The 22,186-nt window shown below is 73.0% G+C and carries 25 protein-coding genes; 13 read left to right on the top strand and 12 right to left on the bottom strand.

Going from position 1 to position 22,186, the window contains the following annotated elements:
• The first annotated feature begins 19 nt into the window (after positions 1 to 19).
• Both DNL40_RS11740 and DNL40_RS11735 read left to right on the top strand, forming a co-directional pair.
• Complete coding sequence (locus DNL40_RS11740; protein ID WP_111251441.1) at positions 20 to 1,702, top strand: CTP synthase; 1,683 nt, start codon at positions 20 to 22, stop codon at positions 1,700 to 1,702.
• On the top strand, positions 1,699 to 2,364 hold the full coding sequence (locus DNL40_RS11735) for an NUDIX domain-containing protein (RefSeq protein ID WP_111251440.1): 666 nt from the start codon (positions 1,699 to 1,701) through the stop codon (positions 2,362 to 2,364). The genes DNL40_RS11740 and DNL40_RS11735 overlap by 4 nt, the downstream gene beginning before the upstream one ends.
• A gap of 58 nt (positions 2,365 to 2,422) precedes the next feature.
• On the opposite strand, the gene DNL40_RS11730 is transcribed toward DNL40_RS11735, so the two are convergent.
• From DNL40_RS11730 to DNL40_RS11720, 3 genes are all read right to left on the bottom strand, one after another.
• Positions 2,423 to 3,355: a COX15/CtaA family protein gene (locus DNL40_RS11730; protein ID WP_111251439.1), complete on the bottom strand. Its 933-nt coding sequence runs from the start codon at positions 3,353 to 3,355 to the stop codon at positions 2,423 to 2,425.
• Between the two features lie 62 nt (positions 3,356 to 3,417).
• Entirely contained in the window at positions 3,418 to 4,200 is a 783-nt protein-coding gene (locus tag DNL40_RS11725; RefSeq protein ID WP_425450779.1) for an ABC transporter permease, read from the bottom strand.
• Positions 4,197 to 5,168, bottom strand: a complete 972-nt coding sequence (locus tag DNL40_RS11720; protein ID WP_111251437.1) for an ABC transporter ATP-binding protein — start codon at positions 5,166 to 5,168, stop codon at positions 4,197 to 4,199. Before DNL40_RS11720 ends, DNL40_RS11725 begins: the two co-directional genes overlap by 4 nt.
• 62 nt (positions 5,169 to 5,230) lie before the next feature.
• Between DNL40_RS11720 and DNL40_RS11715 the strand changes: the two genes are divergently transcribed.
• The 8 genes from DNL40_RS11715 to DNL40_RS11680 are packed head-to-tail and all read left to right on the top strand — an operon-like array spanning position 5,231 to position 12,153.
• On the top strand, positions 5,231 to 6,094 hold the full coding sequence (locus DNL40_RS11715) for a helix-turn-helix transcriptional regulator (protein WP_342766648.1): 864 nt from the start codon (positions 5,231 to 5,233) through the stop codon (positions 6,092 to 6,094).
• Positions 6,091 to 7,518, top strand: a complete 1,428-nt coding sequence (sufB, locus tag DNL40_RS11710; RefSeq protein WP_111251435.1) for a Fe-S cluster assembly protein SufB — start codon at positions 6,091 to 6,093, stop codon at positions 7,516 to 7,518. The genes DNL40_RS11715 and sufB overlap by 4 nt, the downstream gene beginning before the upstream one ends.
• Position 7,519: 1 nt before the next feature.
• On the top strand, positions 7,520 to 8,764 hold the full coding sequence (sufD, locus tag DNL40_RS11705) for a Fe-S cluster assembly protein SufD (RefSeq protein ID WP_111251434.1): 1,245 nt from the start codon (positions 7,520 to 7,522) through the stop codon (positions 8,762 to 8,764).
• 7 nt (positions 8,765 to 8,771) lie between these two features.
• Complete coding sequence (locus DNL40_RS11700; RefSeq protein WP_111251433.1) at positions 8,772 to 9,116, top strand: non-heme iron oxygenase ferredoxin subunit; 345 nt, start codon at positions 8,772 to 8,774, stop codon at positions 9,114 to 9,116.
• Positions 9,117 to 9,160: 44 nt separating this feature from the next.
• Entirely contained in the window at positions 9,161 to 9,928 is a 768-nt protein-coding gene (sufC, locus tag DNL40_RS11695) for a Fe-S cluster assembly ATPase SufC (RefSeq protein WP_111251432.1), read from the top strand.
• A gap of 20 nt (positions 9,929 to 9,948) precedes the next feature.
• Positions 9,949 to 11,265, top strand: a complete 1,317-nt coding sequence (locus DNL40_RS11690; protein WP_111251431.1) for a cysteine desulfurase — start codon at positions 9,949 to 9,951, stop codon at positions 11,263 to 11,265.
• Between the two features lie 19 nt (positions 11,266 to 11,284).
• Positions 11,285 to 11,770 carry a Fe-S cluster assembly sulfur transfer protein SufU gene (sufU, locus tag DNL40_RS11685; protein WP_218926051.1) on the top strand — a complete coding sequence of 162 codons (486 nt, stop codon included), beginning with the start codon at positions 11,285 to 11,287 and terminating at the stop codon, positions 11,768 to 11,770.
• A gap of 11 nt (positions 11,771 to 11,781) precedes the next feature.
• Positions 11,782 to 12,153 (top strand): metal-sulfur cluster assembly factor, encoded by a 372-nt coding sequence (locus tag DNL40_RS11680; RefSeq protein ID WP_111251430.1) that lies wholly within the window; start codon positions 11,782 to 11,784, stop codon positions 12,151 to 12,153.
• Between the two features lie 357 nt (positions 12,154 to 12,510).
• Here DNL40_RS11680 and DNL40_RS11670 read toward each other — a convergent pair whose 3' ends face one another.
• On the bottom strand, positions 12,511 to 13,134 hold the full coding sequence (locus DNL40_RS11670) for a hypothetical protein (RefSeq protein ID WP_111251429.1): 624 nt from the start codon (positions 13,132 to 13,134) through the stop codon (positions 12,511 to 12,513).
• Between the two features lie 207 nt (positions 13,135 to 13,341).
• Between DNL40_RS11670 and DNL40_RS16780 the strand changes: the two genes are divergently transcribed.
• A complete protein-coding gene (locus DNL40_RS16780) occupies positions 13,342 to 14,175 on the top strand; it encodes a PRC-barrel domain-containing protein (protein WP_111251428.1) in 834 nt (277 codons plus the stop codon).
• 31 nt (positions 14,176 to 14,206) lie between these two features.
• Here the strand turns inward: DNL40_RS16780 and DNL40_RS11660 are convergent, their stop codons facing one another.
• The 4 genes from DNL40_RS11660 to DNL40_RS11645 are packed head-to-tail and all read right to left on the bottom strand — an operon-like array spanning position 14,207 to position 16,755.
• Positions 14,207 to 14,569, bottom strand: a complete 363-nt coding sequence (locus tag DNL40_RS11660; RefSeq protein ID WP_111251427.1) for a PRC-barrel domain-containing protein — start codon at positions 14,567 to 14,569, stop codon at positions 14,207 to 14,209.
• A 10-nt stretch (positions 14,570 to 14,579) separates the two neighbouring features.
• Positions 14,580 to 15,023: a hypothetical protein gene (locus DNL40_RS11655; protein ID WP_111251426.1), complete on the bottom strand. Its 444-nt coding sequence runs from the start codon at positions 15,021 to 15,023 to the stop codon at positions 14,580 to 14,582.
• A complete protein-coding gene (locus DNL40_RS11650; RefSeq protein ID WP_111251425.1) occupies positions 15,020 to 16,246 on the bottom strand; it encodes an NRAMP family divalent metal transporter in 1,227 nt (408 codons plus the stop codon). Before DNL40_RS11650 ends, DNL40_RS11655 begins: the two co-directional genes overlap by 4 nt.
• Positions 16,243 to 16,755 (bottom strand): hypothetical protein, encoded by a 513-nt coding sequence (locus DNL40_RS11645; protein WP_111251424.1) that lies wholly within the window; start codon positions 16,753 to 16,755, stop codon positions 16,243 to 16,245. The genes DNL40_RS11650 and DNL40_RS11645 overlap by 4 nt, the downstream gene beginning before the upstream one ends.
• Positions 16,756 to 16,881: 126 nt before the next feature.
• Between DNL40_RS11645 and DNL40_RS11640 the strand changes: the two genes are divergently transcribed.
• Together DNL40_RS11640 and DNL40_RS11635 are read left to right on the top strand one after the other, a co-directional pair.
• The gene (locus tag DNL40_RS11640; protein WP_111251423.1) at positions 16,882 to 17,253 is read left to right on the top strand and encodes a PadR family transcriptional regulator; all 372 of its coding nucleotides are present in this window, start codon (positions 16,882 to 16,884) and stop codon (positions 17,251 to 17,253) included.
• Complete coding sequence (locus DNL40_RS11635) at positions 17,253 to 18,611, top strand: permease prefix domain 1-containing protein (RefSeq protein ID WP_111251465.1); 1,359 nt, start codon at positions 17,253 to 17,255, stop codon at positions 18,609 to 18,611. The genes DNL40_RS11640 and DNL40_RS11635 overlap by 1 nt, the downstream gene beginning before the upstream one ends.
• Before the next feature lie 25 nt (positions 18,612 to 18,636).
• On the opposite strand, the gene DNL40_RS11630 is transcribed toward DNL40_RS11635, so the two are convergent.
• The 4 genes from DNL40_RS11630 to DNL40_RS11615 all read right to left on the bottom strand — a co-directional run bounded on the left by DNL40_RS11630 (position 18,637) and on the right by DNL40_RS11615 (position 22,072).
• On the bottom strand, positions 18,637 to 20,235 hold the full coding sequence (locus DNL40_RS11630; RefSeq protein ID WP_111251422.1) for an ABC-F family ATP-binding cassette domain-containing protein: 1,599 nt from the start codon (positions 20,233 to 20,235) through the stop codon (positions 18,637 to 18,639).
• A gap of 117 nt (positions 20,236 to 20,352) precedes the next feature.
• Positions 20,353 to 21,315, bottom strand: coding sequence for an SURF1 family cytochrome oxidase biogenesis protein (locus tag DNL40_RS11625; protein WP_111251421.1), 963 nt, complete (start codon positions 21,313 to 21,315; stop codon positions 20,353 to 20,355).
• Complete coding sequence (locus tag DNL40_RS11620; protein ID WP_111251420.1) at positions 21,312 to 21,566, bottom strand: hypothetical protein; 255 nt, start codon at positions 21,564 to 21,566, stop codon at positions 21,312 to 21,314. Before DNL40_RS11620 ends, DNL40_RS11625 begins: the two co-directional genes overlap by 4 nt.
• Positions 21,566 to 22,072, bottom strand: a complete 507-nt coding sequence (locus DNL40_RS11615) for a DUF3099 domain-containing protein (protein WP_245885872.1) — start codon at positions 22,070 to 22,072, stop codon at positions 21,566 to 21,568. Before DNL40_RS11615 ends, DNL40_RS11620 begins: the two co-directional genes overlap by 1 nt.
• Between the last annotated feature and the right edge of the window lie 114 nt (positions 22,073 to 22,186).

Below are 22,186 nucleotides of genomic sequence, written 5' to 3'. Positions count from 1 at the left end.
TCGGATAGGATGGAGTTCCGTGGCAGATCACCTGAACCGACTCCAGACCCGCTCCTCCGGCCGCTCGGGTGCCTCGCACACGACGCGCCACATCTTCGTGACGGGCGGTGTGGCCTCGTCTCTCGGCAAGGGTCTGACTGCCTCCTCCCTCGGTCGCCTGCTGCGTTCTCGCGGCCTGCGCGTCACCATGCAGAAGCTCGACCCGTACCTCAACGTGGACCCGGGCACCATGAACCCGTTCCAGCACGGTGAGGTCTTCGTGACCGAGGACGGCGCCGAGACCGACCTCGACATCGGCCACTACGAGCGCTTCCTCGACGTCGAGCTGCCTGCGTCGTCGAACGTCACCACCGGCCAGGTGTACTCCCGCGTGATCGCCAAGGAGCGCCGCGGCGAGTACCTGGGAGACACGGTGCAGGTGATCCCGCACATCACCGACGAGATCAAGGCGCGCATGCGCGCCCAGGCCGGCACCGACGTCGACGTGATCATCACCGAGATCGGCGGCACGGTGGGCGACATCGAGTCGCAGCCGTTCCTCGAGGCCGCCCGGCAGGTGCGCCACGAGCTCGGCCGTGACGACTGCTTCTTCCTGCACGTGTCGCTGGTGCCCTACATCGGCCCGTCGGGCGAGCTCAAGACCAAGCCGACGCAGCACTCCGTGGCCGCGCTGCGCAGCATCGGCATCCAGCCTGACGCGATCGTGCTCCGCTCGGACCGCGTGGTCCCGGACTCGATCAAGCGCAAGATCGCGCTGATGTGCGACGTCGACAACGAGGCCGTCGTCAACGCGGCCGACGCGCCGAGCATCTACGACATCCCGCGCGTGCTGCACGCCGAGGGCCTGGACGCCTACGTCGTGCGCCGTCTGGACCTGCCGTTCCACGACGTCGACTGGGACGGCTGGAGCACGCTGCTGCAGCGGGTGCACGAGCCGGAGCACAACGTCGAGGTCGCCCTGGTGGGCAAGTACATCGACCTGCCCGACGCGTACCTGTCGGTCACGGAGGCGCTGCGTGCCGGCGGGTTCGCGAACGACGCGAAGGTCTCCATCCGCTGGGTCGCGGCGGACGACTGCCAGACGCCCGAGGGTGCGCAGGCCTCGCTCGAGGGTGCGGACGCGATCCTCGTGCCCGGCGGCTTCGGGGTCCGCGGCATCGACGGCAAGGTCGGTGCGCTGCGCTGGGCCCGCGAGAACCTGGTGCCGACGCTCGGCATCTGCCTGGGCCTGCAGTCGATGGTGATCGAGTACGCCCGCAACGTGCTCGGCTACACCGACGCGTCGTCCACGGAGTTCGACCCGGCCTCCGAGCACCCGGTGATCGCCACGATGGCCGAGCAGCTCGCCATCGTCGACGGCCAGGGCGACCTGGGCGGCACGATGCGCCTGGGGGCGTACGAGGCCGCGCTTGCGCCCGGCTCGGTGGTCGCCAAGACGTACGGCACCGAGCGTGTGACGGAGCGTCACCGGCACCGCTACGAGGTGAACAACACCTACCGCCAGGAGCTGGAGGAGGCGGGGCTGCGCATCTCGGGCACGTCGCCGGACGCGAAGCTCGTCGAGTTCGTGGAGCTGCCCGCCGAGACGCACCCGTACTACGTCTCGACGCAGGCGCACCCGGAGTTCAAGTCGCGCCCGACGCGCTCGCACCCGCTGTTCAGCGGTCTGGTCGCGGCGGCGCTGGAGCGGCAGAGCGCGTGACCGAGCGCCTCGAGGACGTCGTCGCGCCGCGCCCGGTGGTGCGGCGCGACGACGTGTTCTCCGGGCGCATCTTCGACGTGGTGCGCGACTCGGTGGACCTGGGCGGCGGTGGTGAGGCCGGCGAGGGCGACCAGGCCGGGACGGTGACGCGCGAGTACGTCGACCACCCGGGCGCTGTGGCGGTCGTGGCGCTCGACGCCGAGGACCGTGTCGCGCTGGTGGACCAGTACCGCCATCCGGTGCGGTCGGTGCTGTGGGAGGTGCCCGCTGGCCTGCTCGACGTCGAGGGCGAGCCTGCCCACGTGGGCGCGGCGCGCGAGCTGGCCGAGGAGGCCGACCTCGTCGCGCAGCGGTGGGACGTGCTGGCCGACTTCCTGACCTCTCCAGGCGGCAGCAACGAGGCGCTGCGCGTCTATCTCGCCCGGGAGCTCTCTCCGGTGCCCGTGGGGGAACGTCACGTGCGGACGGACGAGGAGGCTGCCATGCAGGTGCGCTGGGTGCCGCTGGACGACGCGGTGGCCGCCGTGCTGGACGGTTCGTTGCACAACCCGTCGACGGTGGTGGGGGTGCTCGCCGCGCACGCGAGCCGCGCCGGCGGCTGGGCCTCGTTGCGCCCCGTGGACGCCCCGTGGCCGTACCGTCGCGGCACCCTGCCGTCCTGACCTTCCCTCCTCGCGCCGCGCGTCCCGGCGATCCCCTGGCGGGCTCCGGGCGGCGCGGTCAGGTGCGGGTGCGCAGCCGCAGGACGGCGTTGGCGGTGGCCCAGACGAGCAGGCCGGCACCGAGCATGTGGATGCCCACCAGCAACGCGGGGAGGCCGAGGAAGTGCTGCGTGTAGCCGATCACGCCCTGGGCCAGCGTGGTGACCAGGAGCAGCCAGGCGCCGCGCCGGGCGGCGGCCGTCGTCGTGCCGGCCCGGGCACGGTGCAGCAGCACCAGCAGCACGACGAGCGCGATGGTGAAGAGCCACACCGAGGCGGCGTGCGCGCGTGTGATCGCCAGCGGGTCGAGGGCGAAGCGGTAGCCCACCTCGGTGTCGCCTGAGTGGGGCCCGGACCCGGTGACGAGCACGCCGAGCGTGATGACGGGGACCAGGAGGAGCGCCAGCACGGTGCCGGTGAGGCTGACGGCGCGCGAGCCCACGGGCGCGGGACCGCCGTCGCCCTCGCCGTGGCGGTGCAGGAGGTAGGACGACATCCACACGAGGCCGGCGGACACCCCGAAGTGCAGGGACACCCAGCCGGGGTGCAGGTGCAGCAGCACCACGACACCACCGATGACGGCTTGGGCGAGCACGCCGAGCAGGGGCACGAGCCCCAGACGGCGGTAGGCGACCGACCGGGTGCGGTCCGTCCAGACCAGCAGGAGCACGGCGACGCCGATGACCGTCAGCACGCCGGTGAGGGTCCGGTTGCCGAACTCGATGTACGGGTGGATCGAGGACGCCTCGTGGAACGCCGGGGTGAACCGGCCCGGCTCGCAGGCGGGCCAGGTGGAGCAGCCGAGCCCCGAGCCCGTCAGACGCACGGCGCCGCCGGTGACGATGATGCCGATCTGGGCGATGACGTTGGCGATCAGCACCGGCCGGGTGAATCGGCGCAGGGGGGCCAGGCGGTCGGCGCGCTCACGCGCGGGGACGGTGGTGGCGGTCACGTCACCCACGGTAGTGCCCGACGGCGCCAGGCCCGGCCGTGAGGCGTGTGACGTTGGTCGGTTCAGTGCCAGCGGAAGAGGCGTGCGGCGCCCCAGCCGAACGCGGCCGTCCAGCCGAGCAGCACGACGACGGAGAAGGCGGGGACCCCGTGGCCCAGGAGCGCCCCCCGCATGGCCTCGCCGAGCGCGCCGGACGGCAGGAGCACGGCCAGGTGGGCCAGGGGGCCGGCGAGCCGGCCGGCGGGCACGAGGATCCCGCCGCCGACCACGAGCAGCACGAGCACCAGGTTGGCGACGGCGAGCACCCCCTCGGCGCGCAGCACCCCGGCGAGCAGCAGGGCCAGCGACGTGAAGGCGGCGGTGCCGAGCAGCGCGGCGCCGAGCGCGGCCGGCACGCCGGCGACGTCGGGGCGCCACCCCATCGCCAGGGCGACGCCGGCGATGACCACGATCTGCACGACCTCGACAGCGAGCACCCCGAGCACCTTGCCGGCGAGCAGCCCGCCTCGGCCGAGCGGCGTGGTGGCCAACAGGCGCAGCACGCCGTTGCGCCGGTCGAACGCGGTGGCGATGGCCTGGGAGGTGAACGCCGTCGACATGACGGCGAGGGCCAGGACGCCCGGGGTGACGAAGTCGACGCGGGTGGCGCCCTCGGTGTCGAGGGACACGACGTGGGTCTGGACGAGCCCGACCAGGAGGATCACCGGCAGGGCCACGGTGACCAGGAGCTGCTCGCCGTTGCGCAGGATCATCCGAGTCTCGAAGGCGGCCTGCGCGGCGACACGACGCCAGGCGGGGGCGGCTCCGCTCGGGTGGGGCGTGGTGGGTGCTGGGGTGCTCGTCACCGCAGGTGCCTCCCGGTCAGGTCGAGGAAGACGTCCTCGAGCGTGCGCCGCCCCACGGTGAGGGAGGAGACGAGGGCGTCGCGGTCGGCGAGCCACGCGGTCAGGGCTGCGACGGCGGCCGGGTCGGCCGGGCCCGTGACGACGTAGGAGCCGGGACGGGGTTCCGCGACGGTCCAGCGGGGGCCGGTGCCGGCTCCGGCGGCACCGAGCGCGGAGGAGAGGCCGTCCAGCGGGAGGCCGGCCGGGGCCTCGAAGCGGACGGAGGTCTCGCCGTCGGGCGTACCGCTGCTCGCGAGCAGGTCGGGCACCGTGCCGGAGGCGATCACGGAGCCGTGGTCGACGACGTGCACGACGTCGGCGAGCTGCTCGGCCTCGTCCATGAGGTGGGTGGTGAGCACGATGGCGACGCCGTCGGCCCGCAGCTCGTGGACGAGCTCCCACACCGCCAGGCGGCTCTGGGGGTCCATGCCGGCGCTGGGCTCGTCGAGGAAGACGACCTCGGGGCGCCCGACGACGGCGGCCGCGAGCGCGAGGCGCTGGCGCTGGCCGCCGGAGAGGCGCCGCACCGTGGTGCGGGCGAAGGAGGCGAGCCCGAGGCGCTCGACCAGCTCGGCGACGTCGCGCGGGCGGGCGTACATGGCGGCGACGTGACGGAGCATCTCGACGGCGCGCACTCCGGTGGGCAGGCCGCCGTCCTGCAGCATGACGCCCACCCGGGGGCGCAGGGCGGCCGCGTCGGTGCGGGGGTCGAGGCCAAGGACGTGCACGGTGCCCTCGTCGGGGGCGCGGAGCCCCTCGCAGCACTCGATGGTGGTGGTCTTGCCGGCGCCGTTGGGGCCGAGCACCGCGGTGACCTGGCCGGGGGCGGCCTCGAGGCTCAGGCCGTCGACGACGGCGCGGTCGCCGTAGCGCTTGACGAGCCCGCGCACGACGACGGCGGCGCCGGGCAGCGCGGGGGAGGAGGGCACCGGAAGAGTCTACGAGTGAGGTAGACCTTGCTTGACATCCTGGATTACGCAACAAGGATGTTCTGTATATCGACGACGACGGCGAGGGTCCGTGCTGCCCGCGGACGCACGCGCCGCACCGTCAGCACGAGGCAACCACGAGGGTCGCGGCGCCGTCGGCGTCCGGCCCGCACGCAGCCGCACGACCACCAGGACCACGAGGACGGGAGGAGCACACCGTGACGACCACCACGCCCGGCACGACCCCCGTGCCCGTGGACGCGAGCGAGTCGACCACCCGCCGCCGGGTGCTCGAGCTGGTCGCCTCGAGCGGCCCCGTCACGGCCGCCGACCTGGCCAGCCAGCTCGGCCTGACGTCGGCGGGCGTGCGCCGGCACCTGGCTCTGCTCGAGGAGGAGGGCAAGATCGCCGTCCACGCCTCGCGCACCCCCGGCCGCGCCAGGCGCGGCCGGCCCGCTCGCAGCTACGTGGTCACGTCCGGTGGGCAGTCCGAGCTCCTCGGCGGCTACTCGGAGATCGCCGTCCAGGCGCTGCGCCACCTGCGGGCCGCCGGCGGATCGGCGGCCGTGGCGGCCTTCGCCGCCGAGCGGTACGACGACGTCGTGCAGCGCTACCTGCCCCGCCTGACCGCCGTCGACCCGGCCGACCGGGCCGAGCAGCTGGCGGCCCTCCTGGCTGCCGACGGGTACGCCGCCTCCGTGCGGCCCGGCCCGGCCACCACGCTCGTCCCCACCGCCCAGCTGTGCCAGGGTCACTGCCCGGTGCAGCACGTCGCCGAGGAGTTCGGGGAGCTCTGCGAGGCGGAGACCCGCGCGTTCTCCGAGCTGCTCGGCACCCACGTCCAACGTCTGGCCACGATCGCCGGCGGCGCGCACGCCTGCGTGACGAACCTGCCCCTGCGCGCCCCTGAGGAAGGAACACGATGACTGCACCCACGGAGCAGCGCACCGACGAGGAGATCATCGCCTCGATCGGCGCGTACGAGTACGGCTGGCACGACAAGGACGACGCGGGCGCCACCGCGCAGCGCGGCCTCAACGAGGACGTCGTCCGCAACATCTCCGCGCTCAAGAACGAGCCGGAGTGGATGCTGAACCAGCGCCTCAAGGCGCTGCGCCTGTTCGACAAGAAGCCCATGCCCTCCTGGGGTGCGGACCTCTCGGGCATCGACTTCGACCGCATCAAGTACTTCGTGCGCTCCACGGAGAAGCAGGCCACGAGCTGGGACGACCTGCCCGAGGACATCCGCGCGACGTACGACAAGCTCGGCATCCCCGAGGCGGAGAAGCAGCGCCTGGTGGCCGGCGTCGCCGCGCAGTACGAGTCCGAGGTCGTCTACCACCAGATCCGCGAGGACCTGGAGGCCCAGGGCGTCATCTTCGTCGACACCGACACCGGCCTGCGCGAGTACCCGGAGCTCTTCCAGGAGTACTTCGGCACGGTCATCCCTGCGGGCGACAACAAGTTCGCTGCCCTGAACTCGGCCGTGTGGTCGGGCGGCTCGTTCGTCTACGTGCCGCCGGGCGTGCACGTCGAGATCCCGCTGCAGGCCTACTTCCGTATCAACACGGAGAACATGGGCCAGTTCGAGCGGACGCTGATCATCGCCGACGAGGGCTCGTACGTGCACTACGTCGAGGGCTGCACCGCCCCGATCTACTCGAGCGACTCGCTGCACTCCGCGGTCGTCGAGATCATCGTGAAGAAGAACGCCCGCGTGCGCTACACGACCATCCAGAACTGGTCGAACAACGTGTACAACCTGGTGACCAAGCGCGCCACGGCCGCCGAGGGCGCCACCATGGAGTGGGTCGACGGCAACATCGGCTCCAAGGTGACGATGAAGTACCCGGCGATCTACCTGCTCGGCGAGCACGCGAAGGGCGAGACGCTGTCCATCGCCTTCGCCGGCGAGGGCCAGCACCAGGACGCCGGCGCCAAGATGGTGCACGCAGCGCCCCGCACGTCGTCGTCCATCGTCTCCAAGTCGGTGGCCCGCGGTGGCGGCCGCACCTCCTACCGCGGGCTCGTGCAGGTGCTCGAGGGCGCCTCGCACTCGGCCTCGACCGTGCTGTGCGACGCGCTGCTCGTCGACCAGATCTCGCGCTCCGACACCTACCCGTACGTGGACGTCCGCGAGGACGACGTGTCGATGGGCCACGAGGCGACCGTGTCCCGCGTGAGCGAGGACCAGCTGTTCTACCTGATGTCCCGAGGCATGGAGGAGACCGAGGCCATGGCCATGATCGTGCGCGGGTTCGTCGAGCCCATCGCGCGCGAGCTGCCCATGGAGTACGCGCTCGAGCTCAACCGCCTCATCGAGCTGCAGATGGAAGGGTCCGTCGGCTGACATGACCAGCACCACCGAGAACAAGGGAGGGGCCGCCGTGCCCACCTTGACGACCGACCACAGCCGGGCCAAGGCCGACGGCGCCCACTCCCACGGGGTCGTCCCCGCGGGCTCGCGCGCCGAGCGCGTGACGTCCTTCGACCTCGCGGACATCCCGGTGCCCACCGGCCGCGAGGAGGAGTGGCGCTTCACGCCGGTGGACCGCCTGCAGCCGCTCTTCGCCCCCGAGCTGGGTGCCGCGGGCGTGCGCACCACCGTGGTGCCCGCTCCCGAGGTCCGCGTGGAGATCGTCGGCCGCGACGACGAGCGCCTCGGCACGGCGGGCAAGCCGGGCGACCGCACCGCCGTCACCGCCTGGAACGCCTTCACGGAGGCCACCGTGGTCACGGTCCCGGCCGAGGCCGTGGCCTCCGACGTCACCTCGGTGCGCGTCGAGGGCATCTCCAAGGATGCCACCGCGAGCCACCTGCTCATCCGCGCCGAGCGCTTCTCGCAGGCCGTCGTCGTGGTGGACCACCTGGGCGACGCGCTGCTCGACCAGACGGTCGAGATCGTCGTGGAGGAGGGGGCGCACCTGACGGTCGTCTCGGTCCAGGACTGGGCCGACGGCGCCGTGCACGCGTCCTCGCACCGCGCGACGATCGCCCGTGACGGGCGCCTCAAGCATGTCGTGGTCACCTTCGGTGGCGACGTCGTCCGCATCACCCCGGACGCCACGTTCGCGGGCGAGGGCGCCGAGGTGGAGATGGTCGGCCTGTACTTCGCGGACGCCGACCAGCACCAGGAGCACCGCCTGTTCGTCGACCACGCGCAGCCGCGCTGCAAGTCGCGCGTCACCTACAAGGGCGCCCTGCAGGGCGTCGGCGCGCACGCGGTGTGGGTGGGCGACGTGCTCATCCAGGCGCACGCCGAGGGCACCGACACCTACGAGCTCAACCGCAACCTGGTCCTGACCGACGGCGCGCGCGCGGACTCCGTGCCGAACCTCGAGATCGAGACCGGCGAGATCGACGGTGCCGGCCACGCCTCGGCCACCGGCCGGTTCGACGACGAGCAGCTCTTCTACCTGATGGCGCGCGGCATCCCCGAGGTCGACGCCCGCCGTCTGGTGGTGCGCGGCTTCTTCGCCGAGCTGATCGACGAGATCGGCGTGCCCGCGGTCGAGGAGCGCCTGATCGCGTCGATCGAGGCCGAGCTCGAGAAGTCGATGAGCGTCATCACGGGCGTCGCCGACGCCGCGGAGTGACGACGAGATGACGATGCAGTACGCGTGCGCCGTCGGCGACCTCGCCCCCGAGGAGGCGAGGCTCGTCGAGCTCACCGGGCCCGACGGCGCCCCCGTCCCGGTCGCGGTGATCCGCGACGCCGACGGCGAGTTCCACGCCCTGAGCGACCTGTGCTCGCACGGCGCGGTCTCGCTATCGGACGGCGAGGTCGAGGGATGCCTCGTCGAGTGCTGGCTGCACGGTTCGCAGTTCGACGTGCGCACCGGCAAGCCGGTCCAGCTCCCCGCCGTCAAGCCGGTGCCGGTCTACCCGGTGACGGTCGACGGCGAGGACGTGCTGGTCGACATCGACACCACCCTCGCGCCCGCCTGAGCGCCCACCCCCCACAGCTTCGAAGAAACCTGGAGAACCACCGCATGTCCACCCTGGAGATCCGCGACCTGCACGTCAGCGTCGAGACCAAGGAGGGCCCGAAGCCCATCCTTCGCGGCGTCGACCTGACCATCAGCAGCGGCGAGACCCACGCCATCATGGGCCCGAACGGCTCGGGCAAGTCGACCCTGGCCTCGGCCCTGGCCGGCCACCCCAAGTACGAGGTGACCTCCGGCACCGTCACGCTCGACGGCGAGGACGTCCTCGAGATGAGCGTCGACGAGCGTGCCCGTGCCGGCATCTTCCTGGCGATGCAGTACCCGGTCGAGGTGCCGGGTGTCTCTGTCGCCAACTTCCTGCGGACCGCCAAGACGGCCATCGCCGGCGAGGCCCCCGCCCTGCGCACGTGGGGCAAGGAGGTCAAGTCCGCGATGGAGAACCTCCGCATCGACCCGGCCTTCGCCGAGCGCTCGGTCAACGAGGGCTTCTCGGGCGGCGAGAAGAAGCGCCACGAGATCCTGCAGCTCGAGCTGTTCAAGCCGACCTTCGCGATCCTCGACGAGACCGACTCGGGCCTCGACGTCGACGCGCTGCGCATCGTGTCCGAGGGCGTCAACCGCGCCAAGGAGACCACCGACGTCGGCGTGCTGCTGATCACGCACTACACGCGCATCCTGCGCTACATCAAGCCGGACTTCGTCCACGTCTTCGTCGACGGCAAGGTCGCCGAGGAGGGTGGCCCGGAGCTGGCCGAGCGCCTGGAGAACGAGGGCTACGACCGGTACGTCGGTACCGGCGCGACCATGGCGTGACCCTTCCCTGAGGAGAGCTGATGACCACCACCGACACCGTGCGCGCGGGCGCGCCGGAGACGACGACGGCCCCGGCCGTCGACTGGTCCGCCGTGCGGGCCGACTTCCCGCTGCTCGCGCGCACGGTGCGGGGGGGTCGCCAGCTCGTCTACCTCGACTCGGCGGCCACGGCCCAGAAGCCGAACGTCGTGCTCGAGGCCGAGGTCGACTTCTACGAGCAGCGCAACGCCGCGGTGCACCGCGGGGCGCACCAGCTCGCGGAGGAGGCCACCGAGGCGTTCGAGGACGCGCGCGTGGCCGTCGCGACGTTCGTCGGCGCCGACCCGGGCGAGATCGTCTGGGCCCCGGGCGCCACGGCCGCGCTGAACCTCGTGGCCTACGCCTTCTCGAACGCGACGGCCGGACGCGGGGGAGCGCGTGCCGAGCGGTTCGTGCTGCGGCCGGGCGACGAGATCGTCGTGACCGAGGCCGAGCACCACGCCAACCTCGTGCCGTGGCAGGAGCTGTGCGCCCGCACCGGCGCCGTGCTGCGCTGGTTCGGCGTCACCGACGACGGACGGCTCGACCTGTCCGACCTCGATGCGGTGATCACCGAGCGCACGCGAGTCGTGGCGTTCGGCCACGTCTCCAACGTGACCGGAGCCGTCGCGCCGGTCGCCACCCTCGTCGAGGCCGCGCGGCGGGTCGGGGCCGTGACCGTGCTCGACGCCTGCCAGTCGGTGCCGAACCTGCCCGTGGACCTCCATGCCCTGGGCGTCGACTTCGCCGCCTTCAGCGCCCACAAGATGCTCGGCCCCACCGGCGTCGGTGCGCTGTACGGTCGGCGCGAGCTGCTCGAGGCGATGCCGCCGGTGACCACGGGCGGCTCCATGGTCGAGGTGGTCACCATGCAGGAGACCACCTACGCCCCGCCGCCCCAGCGGTTCGAGGCCGGCACCCAGATGGTGGCCCAGGCCGTGGGCATGGGCGTGGCCGCGCAGTGGCTGGACGAGCTCGGGATGGACGCCGTCGCCGAGCACGAGCGCCAGCTCGCCGCCGAGCTGCTGAAGATCGCCGACATCCCCGGCGTGCGGGTGATCGGCCCTCTCGACACCGCCGACCGGCTGGCCGTCGTCTCGTTCGTGGTCGACGGTGTGCACGCCCACGACGTCGGGCAGGTGCTCGACGACAAGGGCATCGCCGTGCGGGTGGGGCACCACTGCGCGCAGCCGCTCCACCGGCGGTTCGGCGTGGCCGCCACCGCCCGGGCCTCGGCGTCGGTGTACACCACGGTCGAGGAGATCGTGGCCTTCCGGGAAGCGTTGGCAGGGGTCCGCGCGTTCTTCGGTGCGGAATGATCGTCTCGGAAGGGAAGCCGTGAGCTCGCTCGAGCAGATGTACCAGCAGGTCATCCTGGACCACGCGAAGCACCCGCACGGTCGGGGGCTGGTGGCCGTGGCCGGTGACGGCCTGGCGGGGGAGTCGCACCAGGTGAACCCCACCTGTGGCGACGAGGTGACGCTGCGCGTCGCCGTCGCCCCCGCAGCCGACGGCGGCGCACCCACCGTCTCCGGGGTCTCCTGGGAAGGCCAGGGGTGCTCCATCTCGCAGGCGTCCACGTCGGTGATGACGGAGCTCGTCACCGGCCGCACCCTCGACGAGGTGGCCCGCCTGGACGCCACGTTCCACGACCTCATGGCCTCCCGGGGCAAGGGGCTGGACGACGAGGACGCCGAGGACTCCCTCGGCGACGCCACCGCCTTCACCGGGGTCTCGCAGTACCCCGCCCGCATCAAGTGCGCGCTGCTCGGCTGGGCGGCGCTCAAGGACTCGCTGGCGCGCAGCGGCGCGCTGGCCGGATGAGAGGACCCGCGATGAGCGACACCAGCCAGTCCGTCGACCAGGCGGCTGCCGGCACGCAGGGCGTCGGCCCCACGCCGACCACCGTCGCCGACGTCGAGGAGGCGCTGCGCGACGTCATCGACCCGGAGCTGGGGATCAACGTGGTCGACCTCGGCCTCGTCTACGGCATCCAGGTCGACCAGAACAACCACGCGACCATCGACATGACACTCACCTCGGCGGCCTGCCCGCTGACCGACGTCATCGAGGACCAGTCGGCCCAGGCCCTGGACGGCCTGGTCAACGACTTCCGGGTCAACTGGGTCTGGATGCCGCCGTGGGGTCCGGAGAAGATCACGGACGACGGCAAGGAGCAGCTGCGCATGCTCGGCTTCAACGTCTGAGCAGTCAGCGCGACAGGGGGGAGGCCCTCTGCACGGCCCGGGTGGCTGTGCAGAGGGCCTCTCGTGCTCGTGCGGGAAGGCCCTCTGCTGCCCGCGGCCGGTTGCCGGGGTGCGGGCTGCCAGCGTCCGCGTGCGGGCACGGACGGACCTCTGACGGGGCGGCTAGTCCAGGAAGGTCACCTCGACCAGCTTGCACTCCCGCACCCAGGTCTCCGGCCGCAGGGGCTGAGCCAGCGCCCCCGGGTTCGACGGCTGGTTGAGGTCGGCGACGATCCTCCCAGCGCACCGCCGGAAGGATCGTCGCCGTGCTCCTGATGGTCGCGGTCCCGCGCCCGGTGGCCGCGCACCGGCGTGCTCTCAGTCGGTCAGCGGGGTCCGGTGCGTGACGTCGGCGCTGTCCACCTTGCGGTGGTACCGCATGCCGGCGAGCCCGCCCAGCACCGCGCCGCCGAGCGAGACGAGCGCAGCGACCACGAGGGCGATGATGCCACCGGTGGTCAGGGTGCCCTCGTCGACGGGGATGCGCGGGAAGCCGTTGATCTGGCCGAGGATGTTGTACTGGCTGCCGGCCACCGCGGCGACCACGGCGAGGACGACGGCGATGATGATGGCCCACAGCCACACGGCGATTCCCTGCTTGGCGCCGTCGAACCGCGCCATGCGCCCGGCCACGTAGCCGCCCGCGTAGTAGGCGACGAACAGGATCACGGCCAGCACGATGCCGCCCACGATGCCGACGGTGCCCGGGTCCTGGGCGGCCTGGTCGGCGAGCTGGGCGGGGTCCGCCTCGTTGGCGACGCCGACGCCGGCTCCGATCGCGGACAGGAGGGCGGTGAGCAGCACGGCCAGCCCGGTGGCCGTCAGCCACCCGAAGAACGCCGCTCCGAACTTCATCCCTCCGAACTGACTTCGCTGGGCGGCGACGGTCTCGTCGCGCCGGCGCTTCGGTGTGCTCGCGCCCGACCGGTTCGTCTCACTCATGGTGGCCTCCTCAGATCGTGCTCGGCTGGAACCGCACTTCCACGGTCACCCTGGGCGGGGCAGCCCGCAAGGTGGCGGGAAGGCTGAGAGGTTGCGGCCGGGGGAGGGCGATGCTTCCGTGAGAGTGTCCGGAGGGCTTCGCAGGCGTCGCCGTGACGAGGGCGGCCGTCGCCGGGCCCCGACACCAAGGCGTGGGAGGGGACGAAGATGCTGACATCCGCACAGCTGCAGGAGCTGGCCGACGGGGGCGCGACCGTGGTCGGCGCCGACGGCGACAAGATCGGCAAGGCCGTGGACGTCTACCTGGACGACAGGACGGGCCGGCCGAGCTGGCTCACCGTCAAGACGGGGTTCTTCGGCAGCGCGGAGTCGTTCGTGCCGGTGTCGGAGGACACTGCCGCTCAGGACGGTGACATCCGGGTGCCGTACACCAAGGACACGGTCAAGGGTGCGCCCAAGATCGACCCGGACGGCGAGCTCGCTCCCGAGGAGGAGGACGAGCTGTACCGCTACTACGGTCTCGATGACGAAGGCGGTCACGACGCTGCCGCAGCGGGGCCAGGGACCGGCGCAGCAGGGGCTGCCGGTGCCGCGGGTGGCCCGCCGCAGGGCGAGCGCCCGGCGTCGGGTGGCACGCCGTCCGACGCCCGGGGTTCGTGGCAGCGGGACACGGCAGCGAGCCAGCAGGGTGGCGGCGCGGACGACGTCCCCGCGGCGACGCCCGTCGCGGGCGGGGGGCAGGCTCCTGTCGAGGAGCAGGGCTCTGCTGGTGGCGGCCAGGCGGCCTCCACCTCGGGGTCGCCGGGTGACGCGACGGCTGGCGAGGGCACGGCGGCCGGCACCGCTGCGGAGGGCGAGACGGCCGGCGTCGGTGAGCGTGAGGTGGGCAGGATGCGCCTGCGCAAGTACGCGGTCACGGAGAACGTGACGCAGACGGTGCCGGTGACCCGCGAGGAGGTGCGGGTGGAGCCCGAGCCGCTGCCGTCCGAGGAGGGTGGTGCGGACGCCCAGCCTAGGGGCCGGCACCTGCGGGAGGAGTGACGCGGGTGCGCTCGACCTCATGCCCGAGGCGTCAGCGGTGCAGGGTGGCGTCGTACCGGAGGTAGCCGGGGCGCAGCACGACGACGGCCGGCCCGGGGTGGTCGGCGTCGTCGGGCTCGGGCACGCGGGCGACGTCGGGCCAGTGCACCAGGAAGGTGCCGCGGTGCCAGCGGCGCAGCAGCGGTGCGATCGGCCAGGGTGAGCGGACGTCGGAGCGCTCGAACCCGAGGAACGAGGTGCGGGTGCGTGGCGAGACCACGAGCCCGTGCAGGCGGGGCCGGGCGAGGATGCCGTCGGTGGTGCCGTCGAGCACGAGGCGCAGGTCCACCACCCAGCCGACGGCCTGCCCGTCGGCCTCGAGCACCCGCGCGTCCAGCAGGTCTGAGGCGATCATCGGGAGCTCCTCATGGTCCCGCGTCGGGGTCGTGGCGGCCGCCGGGGAGGCGTCCGACGACGTGGTCGCGCACCCAGCGCTCGGTCCACGTGAGGTCGAGGTCGTCGCCGCGGTTGGCGAGGCGGACGGCGGTGCCGACGTCGGTGACGTGGCGCCACAGCACCCGGTGCCAGCGGGAGGCGGGCGGGCGCCCGCCGAAGACGCGCGTGCCGAGCACCGGCCCGGAGAGCAGCGCGGTGACCACCACGGTGGTGGTGCCGTCGAGGGGCGGGTCGTCGGCGCGCGGGCTGCCTGCCGCGGCTCCGGGGCCGGAGGGGCCCAGCTCCAGGTCGTCCAGCGTGCCGACGGGCACGCTGTCGACGTCGAGCACCTGCCGGTCGAGCAGGTGCAGGCGGGCGTCGAGCACGCGGCCGGGCTGCCGCGGTTCCGGGAGCAGGGGAGCGGCGCCGGTCATCCGCCGGCCTCCGTCGCGATCATGAGAGGGATGGCGGCCACCGCTGCCACGACGATGATGACCAGGTACACGGTCGCTACGGCGTTCATGGCGCGGCCGTTGACCTGGTCGCCCATGTACTCGGGGTCGTTGGCGACGACGAGGATCGGGAGGTAGGTCAGGGGCAGCGCCACCGCGGAGAAGACGACGGAGTACTCGGTGACCGCGATGGGGTCCACGTTCGTGGCCAGCACCGCCACGGCGACCACGAGGGCCAGGATCATGGCGAGGTGGAAGCGCGCGGCCTGGGCGGGCCGGCGGAACTTGCCCCACGACCACCCGAGGTACTGCGAGAGGCTGTACCCGGTCGAGAGCGCCGTCTCGAGCGCGGCGCCGAACGTGGCGGCCACGATGCCCACGATGATCACGGCCACGAGCAGCGTGCCGCCGGCCTGGGCGACCGGCAGGGTGAGCTGGGACATCGCGTCGACCTGAATCCCGGCGGGCATCAGCACGAGGGCCGCGCACGCGGCGATCGAGACGGACAGGAGACCGCCCAGGGGGAACCCCACGAGCACGTTGAGCCGCGACGTGGCCAGGTCCTTGGCGGTCCAACCCTCCTCGACGCCCCCGGAAGAGAAGAAGAACACCTCGTACGGGGTCATGGCGGCACCGAACAGGGCTATCGCGTAGTACCAGTACGTGCCGGCGTCCTCCTCGACGGGAACCTGCGGGGCGAGCTGCGCGGCGAGCTCGCCCCAGTCGGGCCCCAGGAGGAAGACGGCGACGGCGAAGCCGACGAGCGCGAGCCCGAGGAGGCCGGTGACGTTCTCCATGATCTCGAACTTGACCCGCCACAGCACGAGCCAGACCGCGAGGGCTGCGACGGGCACCCACAGCCGGTGGTCCACGCTGCTGGCGAGCTGGAGCGCGAGGGCGATGCCGCCCACCTCGGCGACCAGCGTGAGCACGGTGACGGCGAGGCTTGCCGCGAGGTTCAGCCCGGCCGCGCGCGGTCCGAGGCGCTCGCGGATGATCTCGAACGTGGCGCGACCGGAGACGGCCGCGACCTTGCCGGACATGTGGGCGAACACGCAGATGCCGATCACACCCGCGCCCACCACCCAGGCCAGGGACATGCCGAACCGCGACCCCACGACGGCGTTGGTCACGAGGTCTCCGGCGTCGAGGAAGCCGCCGATGGCGGTCAGGATGCCGAGGGCGACGGCGAGCAGCCGCTTCATCTCGCCGCCCGCTCCGACGCTGCCTGCTGGACGGCCGCGTGCGCTCTCTCGACGGCGGTCGAGGCGTCGTCGAGCGCGTCGAGCAGGTCCGGGGGCGCGGCGGCGTCGGCGGCGCTCGTGCCGAGCCAGGTGCGGGCGCTGGCGACCGGGCCGACGGCGATCTCGGAGGCGTCCAGCGCGGCCCGCCGCACCTGGTCGGTGGCGCTGTCGGGCACCACGAGGGTGCCGATGGCGTGGACGGCTCCGGACGCCGTCTCGACCGCGTCGCTGATGGCGGCGTCGGCGGTGACGGCGGGCAGGTGCCCGTCGGCGCGGGCTTCGACGGCGAGTCGTGCGGTGGCGACGGCGGAGCCGGCGGCGTCGAGCTGGTCAGTGACGGACAGGAGCGCGTCGGTGCTCTCGGCCCGCCCCGCTGCGGGGCCGCAGGCGGTCAGGGCGGCGAGCGCGGCGCACGCCGTGGCGGCCGTCAGCGCGCGACGGGCGGTCGCGGAGCGCGGACGGGACGGCACGGGCCTCACCTGCCGGATCCTGGCGCGCGGCGGCGCGGCTCGCACGCGTGGGGCGCGCGATGATCGGTCGCGCATACCTAGGAGTGCTAGGGTAAAACCCCTAGCACTCCTAGGTATGGAGACATCGTGCGCATCGACAAGGACCTCGTGGCCGCCTCAGCCACCCCCCTCGTCCTCGGCATCCTCGCCGGAGGCGACCTGCACGGCTACGCCATCGTCAAGCGCGTCGCCGAGCTCTCCGACGGCCGCATGCAGTGGACCGACGGCATGCTCTACCCCCTGCTCCACCGGCTCGAGCGCCTCGGCTACGTCGAGGCCACCTGGGGAACCTCCGAGGCCGGCCGCCGTCGCAAGCACTACAGCCTCACCACCGCCGGCCGCGAGGCGCTCGCCGAGCGCCAGGCCCAGTGGGGCGTCGTGTCCGACGCCCTGCGCCAGGTCTGGCAGGACGTCCGCACCGGCCCGCAGGCCCTGCGCCCGGCGGAGGGATGGGCCTGATGAGCGACCACACCACCCTCGAGGCCCAGATCGACCAGTGGCGGGCCTACCTCCAGCGACGCCAGGCCGTCGTGTCGGCCGACGTCGACGAGCTCGAAGACCACCTGCGCGGGCAGATCGCCGACCTCACCGCCGGCGGGCTCGACGACGACGAAGCGTTCCTCGTCGCCGTCAAGCGCATGGGCGGTCTCGACGCCGTCTCGCGCGAGTTCGCCCGCGAGCACTCCGACCGGCTCTGGAAACAGCTGGTCCTCGTGCCCGGGGAGCCCGGCGCCAGAACCTGGTGGCGCGACCTCGCGGTGCTGCTCGCCTTCGCCCTCGGGGCCGGCCTCGCGATCAAGATCCTGGTGGCCGCCACCGCCGACGAGATGGTCATGGTCCGCAACGCAGCGTTCGTCGTGCTGCCGTTCCTCGCCGGCTGGTTCGCGTGGAAGCGTCGGCCGGCCCCCGTCGTCGCAGCCGTGGTCGTCACTGTCGCCGCCGTGCTCGCCCTGGCCGTCAACCTCTACCCGTTCGTCCCCGCAGGGGAGGGCGACCCGGGCATGACCGCCGTCCTCGCCGCCACCCACGCCCCCGTGGTGCTGTGGCTGCTCGTCGGCGTCTTCTACGCCGGCGGGGCCTGGCGCTCCCACCCCCGCAGGATGGACTTCGTCCGCTTCACCGGCGAGCTCGCCGTCTACCTCGCCCTCATCGCCCTGGGCGGGGGCCTGCTGATCGGGCTGACCTTCGGCGTCCTGTCCCTCGTGGAGGTCGACTTCGAGGCCGCCCTCAGTGGCTGGGTCCTGCCCTTCGCTATGCCCGGGGCGCTCCTCGTGGCCGCCTGGCTCGTCGAGGCGAAGAAGAGCGTGGTCGAGAACATCGCCCCCGTCCTCACCCGGGTCTTCACGCCCCTGACCATCGTCATGCTCGCAGCGATGTTCGTCGTGCTCCTGGTCGGGGGGCCGCTCACCGCCGTCGACCGCGAGCTGCTCATCCTCATGGACGCCGTGCTCGTGCTCGTCCTGGCCCTGCTCCTGTACTCGATCTCGGCACGGGACCCGCACGCGCGGCCCGGCGTCTTCGACTGGGTCCAGCTCGTCCTGGTCGGTGCGGCGCTCGCGGTCGACGCCGTCGCCCTGACGGCGATGGTCACCCGCATCGCCGAGTTCGGCCTCACCGCCAACAAGACCGCCGCGCTCGGCCTCAACCTCGTGCTGCTCGCGCACCTGGTGTGGGCGGCACGGCTCGGCCTCGGCTTCGTGCGCGGGCGCCAGCCCTTCGCCGCCGTCGAGCGCTGGCAGACGGCGTACCTGCCCGCCTACGGCGCGTGGGCCGCGGTGGTGGTGCTCCTGTTCCCGCCGCTGTTCGGCTTCGCGTGACCGGGCGGGCCGGCGCCCGGCCGACTCACGCCAGGGACACCAGCTCCGCGTAGGAGTCGTTCCACAGGTCCTCGTCCCCGTCGGGCAGCAGCAGCACCCGCTCGGGCTCGAGCGCCTCGACGGCGCCGTCGTCGTGGGTCACCATGACGACGGCGCCCTCGTACGTCTTGAGCGCTCCGAGGATCTCGGCGCGCGACCCCGGGTCCAGGTTGTTGGTGGGCTCGTCCAGCAGCAGCACGTTGGCGCTCGAGACCACCAGCGTGGCCAGGGCCAGGCGCGTCTTCTCTCCGCCCGAGAGCACGTGCGTCGGCTTGTCGGCGTCGTCGCCCGAGAACAGGAACGAGCCCAGCACCGACCGCACCTCGGTGTCGGTCAGGTCGGGGGCCGCGTGCCGCAGGTTCTCCACGACGGTGGCGTCCATGTCGAGCGTGTCGTGCTCCTGGGCGTAGTAGCCCAGCTTGAGCCCGTGCCCGGGGATCACCTCGCCCGTGTCCGGCGCCTCGACCCCGGCGAGGATGCGCAGCATCGTCGTCTTGCCGGCACCGTTGAACCCCAGGATCACCACGCGTGAGCCGCGGTCGATCGCCAGGTCCACGCCCGTGAACACCTCGAGCGAGCCGTACGACTTCGACAGGTCCTTGGCCATCAGAGGTGTGCGGCCGCTCGGTGCGGGCTTGGGGAACCGCAGCTTGGCCACGCGGTCGGCCTGCCGCTCGCCCTCGAGCCCGCCCAGCATGGTCTCGGCCCGGCGCATCATGTTCTGCGCGGCGGTGGCCTTGGTGGCCTTGGCGCGCATCTTCTCAGCCTGCGCCATCAGCGCGCCGGCCTTCTTCTCCGCGTTGGCCCGCTCGCGGCGGCGGCGGCGCTCGTCCTGTTCGCGCTGCTCGAGATACTTGTCCCAGCCGAGGTTGTACTGGTCGAGCTCGCCGCGGTTGGCGTCCAGGTGGAACACCTTGTTCACGGTGGCGCGCAGCAGCTCGACGTCGTGGGAGATGACCACGAAGCCGCCCGGGTACGTCTTGAGGTACTCGCGCAGCCAGACGATCGAGTCGGCGTCGAGGTGGTTGGTCGGCTCGTCGAGCAGCAGCGTCCCGACGCCCGAGAACAGGATGCGAGCCAGCTCCACGCGTCGGCGCTGGCCGCCCGAGAGCGTGTGCAGCGGCTGCGCCAGGATGCGGTCGTCCAGCCCCAGGTTGCTCGTGATGCGGTGTGCCTCGGACTCCGCGGCGTACCCGCCCGCGGCCAGGAACCGGGCCTCGAGCTTCGGGTAGCGCTCGAGGGCGGCCGTCATGGTGTCCGGGTCGGCCGAGGCCATCTGGCCCTCGGTCTCGCGCATCTGCCGCACCACGTGGTCCAGGCCGCGTGCCGACAGCACCCGGTCCATCGCCAGGACGTCCAGGTCGCCCGTGCGCGGGTCCTGCGGGAGGTATCCCACGTCGCTCGAGCGCACGATCTGCCCGGCCGTGGGCTGTGTCTCGCCCGCGAGGGTCTTGGTCAGGGTCGTCTTGCCGGCGCCGTTGCGGCCGACCAGGCCGATGCGGTCGCCCTCGGCGATGCGGAAGCTCGCCGGGTGCAGCAGGACGCGGGCGCCGATGGAGATCTCGACGCCGTGAGCGGTGATCAAGGTTCGTGGTCCTCGGGGGTCGCGGGCGGTGGGGCCGGCGTCGTCGGCGGCCGTCCGAGTCTACCGGGGCGGCGCGCAGAGGCGTCCGGTGGGGCCGGCGTCGTTCCCCCGCGGTCGTCAAGGACCGTCGAGCAGGGCGTCCTCCAGCTCCTCGTCCGTGGGCCGGCGCCTGCGCTCGGGGCGGCGCGACCGCGTCCCCTGCTCACCCGTGGCGAGCAGCAGGTCCCCGGCCGTCACGGTGCTGCCCCGAGTCTCGCGCCGCCACAGCAGCACGTAGCCGCCTACGGCACCGAGGGCGAAGACGCACCACTGGAACGTGTACGACAGGTGCGAACCGGGGTCGAGGTCCGGCGGCGTCAGCGCCACCAGGGACTGCGTCGGGGCCGGGTCCTCCGAGCGCAGCTGGCCGTACGCCTCCACGGTGCGGCCCTCGGCCCAGCCGGCGCCCGCCGGTGCGGCGGCCAGCACCTGCTCCGTGCTGATCGCCTGCACCTGCCCCGCCGGCGCCCCCCGGGTGGTACGGGGCTCGTCGGCGCGCAGCGTCACGACGGCGCGGACCTGGCCGGCCGGGGGAGCGGGCACCTCGTCGGGCTGGCTGGAGTCGGCCCCGAGCGGCACGAACCCGCGGTCCACGACCACCACCAGCCCGCTGTCGGTCTCGAACGGCACCAGCACGTGGAACCCCGGCGTGGCGTTGACCGGCCGGTTGCGCAGCAGCACCGTCGCGTCAGGCACGTACCGGCCGGTGAGCGTGGCGGGCCGCCACACGTCCTCGGCCTCCAGCACGGCCCCGGGGCCGGGCAGCACCTGCTCCACGGGGACCGGCTCGGCCCCGTAGTTGCGCTCGACCAGCGCGATCTGCGCCTCGCGCTCGGTGTACCGGTGCCACTGCCAGACGGCGGCGGCCACGCACAGCGCGGCCAGCAGCACGGCGGCGACGCCGAGCGTCACCCACTGGCGGCGCGTGCGCGGCGTGCGCACCCCGGCGTCCGGGTCCGGCGGCGGCCCCGGTGGGCCACCGGCGGGCCTGCTGGTCTCGGCGCCGGGGCGGGCGGTGGAGGTGCCGGGCTCGGCGGTCATGGGCGAGCCTCCGGGCTGAACCGGTCGAGCGCGTCCACAGGGACGGTCTGCTTCCAGAAGTCCCGGCGCGAGAGGAACTGCTCGAGGTGCTCACGGTGCTCGTCGCACGCCAGCCACACCTTGCGGCGCTCGGGGGTGTGGATCTTCGGGTTGTTCCACAGCAGGCCCCACGCTGCCTCGGCGCGGCAGCCCTTGGCGGAGCAGAGCAGCTCGCCCTCCGCCACGGCGTCGGCCGTCCCCAGCAGGTCCATCAGTGCTCCTCGTGCTCGCCGGTGTCGTCGCTCGTGCGCCCCGCGCCCGGGGTGGGGTCGTCGCGGTGCTCGATCACCCGGTGCCCGGCTGCCCCGTGCTCACCCGCTCGGTGCCCGGCGTCGTCGTCGCCGGCTCCGGTGCGCGAGCCCGGGGAGCCTGGGCTCTGCCGGTCGCTGTCCGTCGGACGGGCGGGCAGGGCCTGCGGCTGCGCCGGGGGCATCGCGGAGGTGTCGTAGCTCACCTTGTCGCGGCCAGCGTTGACCAGCAGCACGGCCACGTAGGGGATGACGACGGCGGCCGCGAGCATGGTCCAGCGGAGCCACCCGGTGGCCATGAACGCACCGACGAAGCAGACGACGCGCAGCCCCATCTGCCACAGGTACCGGCGCGCGCGGCGCGCCTGCTCCTGCGTCAGCGGTTCCTGCGCCCCGGTGATCGAGGGCACCTGCTCCGTGTGCCGCTCGCGGGGCGAGGGGCGCCCGGGGGATGCGGGGGAGGGGCTCACCCGGTCAGTCTACGAGGAGCGGCCGGGGCCGGGGTGCGCCGCCGGTGGCAGGCGAGGCTTGTAGGAAACCGACAAGTCCGCGCCCTGATGCGGTCTGCGGCGTGGGCACCGGCG

Origin of the sequence: Xylanimonas oleitrophica (assembly GCF_003244315.1) — a bacterium.
Classification (GTDB): domain Bacteria; phylum Actinomycetota; class Actinomycetes; order Actinomycetales; family Cellulomonadaceae; genus Xylanimonas_A; species Xylanimonas_A oleitrophica.
This window is presented reverse-complemented; position numbering and strand designations above follow the sequence as displayed.

Bases quoted from the DNA above. Each gene is read 5' to 3' on its own strand.
- DNL40_RS11690 (WP_111251431.1), top strand. From the start codon at position 9,949: ATGACCACCACCGACACCGTGCGCGCGGGCGCGCCGGAGACGACGACG.
- DNL40_RS11700 (WP_111251433.1), top strand. From the start codon at position 8,772: ATGACGATGCAGTACGCGTGCGCCGTCGGCGACCTCGCCCCCGAGGAG.
- DNL40_RS11670 (WP_111251429.1), bottom strand. From the start codon at position 13,134: ATGAGTGAGACGAACCGGTCGGGCGCGAGCACACCGAAGCGCCGGCGC.
- sufD (WP_111251434.1), top strand. From the start codon at position 7,520: ATGACCAGCACCACCGAGAACAAGGGAGGGGCCGCCGTGCCCACCTTG.
- DNL40_RS11650 (WP_111251425.1), bottom strand. From the start codon at position 16,246: ATGAAGCGGCTGCTCGCCGTCGCCCTCGGCATCCTGACCGCCATCGGC.
- sufB (WP_111251435.1), top strand. From the start codon at position 6,091: ATGACTGCACCCACGGAGCAGCGCACCGACGAGGAGATCATCGCCTCG.
- sufC (WP_111251432.1), top strand. From the start codon at position 9,161: ATGTCCACCCTGGAGATCCGCGACCTGCACGTCAGCGTCGAGACCAAG.
- DNL40_RS11660 (WP_111251427.1), bottom strand. From the start codon at position 14,569: ATGATCGCCTCAGACCTGCTGGACGCGCGGGTGCTCGAGGCCGACGGG.
- DNL40_RS11625 (WP_111251421.1), bottom strand. From the start codon at position 21,315: ATGACCGCCGAGCCCGGCACCTCCACCGCCCGCCCCGGCGCCGAGACC.
- DNL40_RS16780 (WP_111251428.1), top strand. From the start codon at position 13,342: ATGCTGACATCCGCACAGCTGCAGGAGCTGGCCGACGGGGGCGCGACC.
- DNL40_RS11680 (WP_111251430.1), top strand. From the start codon at position 11,782: ATGAGCGACACCAGCCAGTCCGTCGACCAGGCGGCTGCCGGCACGCAG.
- DNL40_RS11655 (WP_111251426.1), bottom strand. From the start codon at position 15,023: ATGACCGGCGCCGCTCCCCTGCTCCCGGAACCGCGGCAGCCCGGCCGC.
- DNL40_RS11635 (WP_111251465.1), top strand. From the start codon at position 17,253: ATGAGCGACCACACCACCCTCGAGGCCCAGATCGACCAGTGGCGGGCC.
- DNL40_RS11620 (WP_111251420.1), bottom strand. From the start codon at position 21,566: ATGGACCTGCTGGGGACGGCCGACGCCGTGGCGGAGGGCGAGCTGCTC.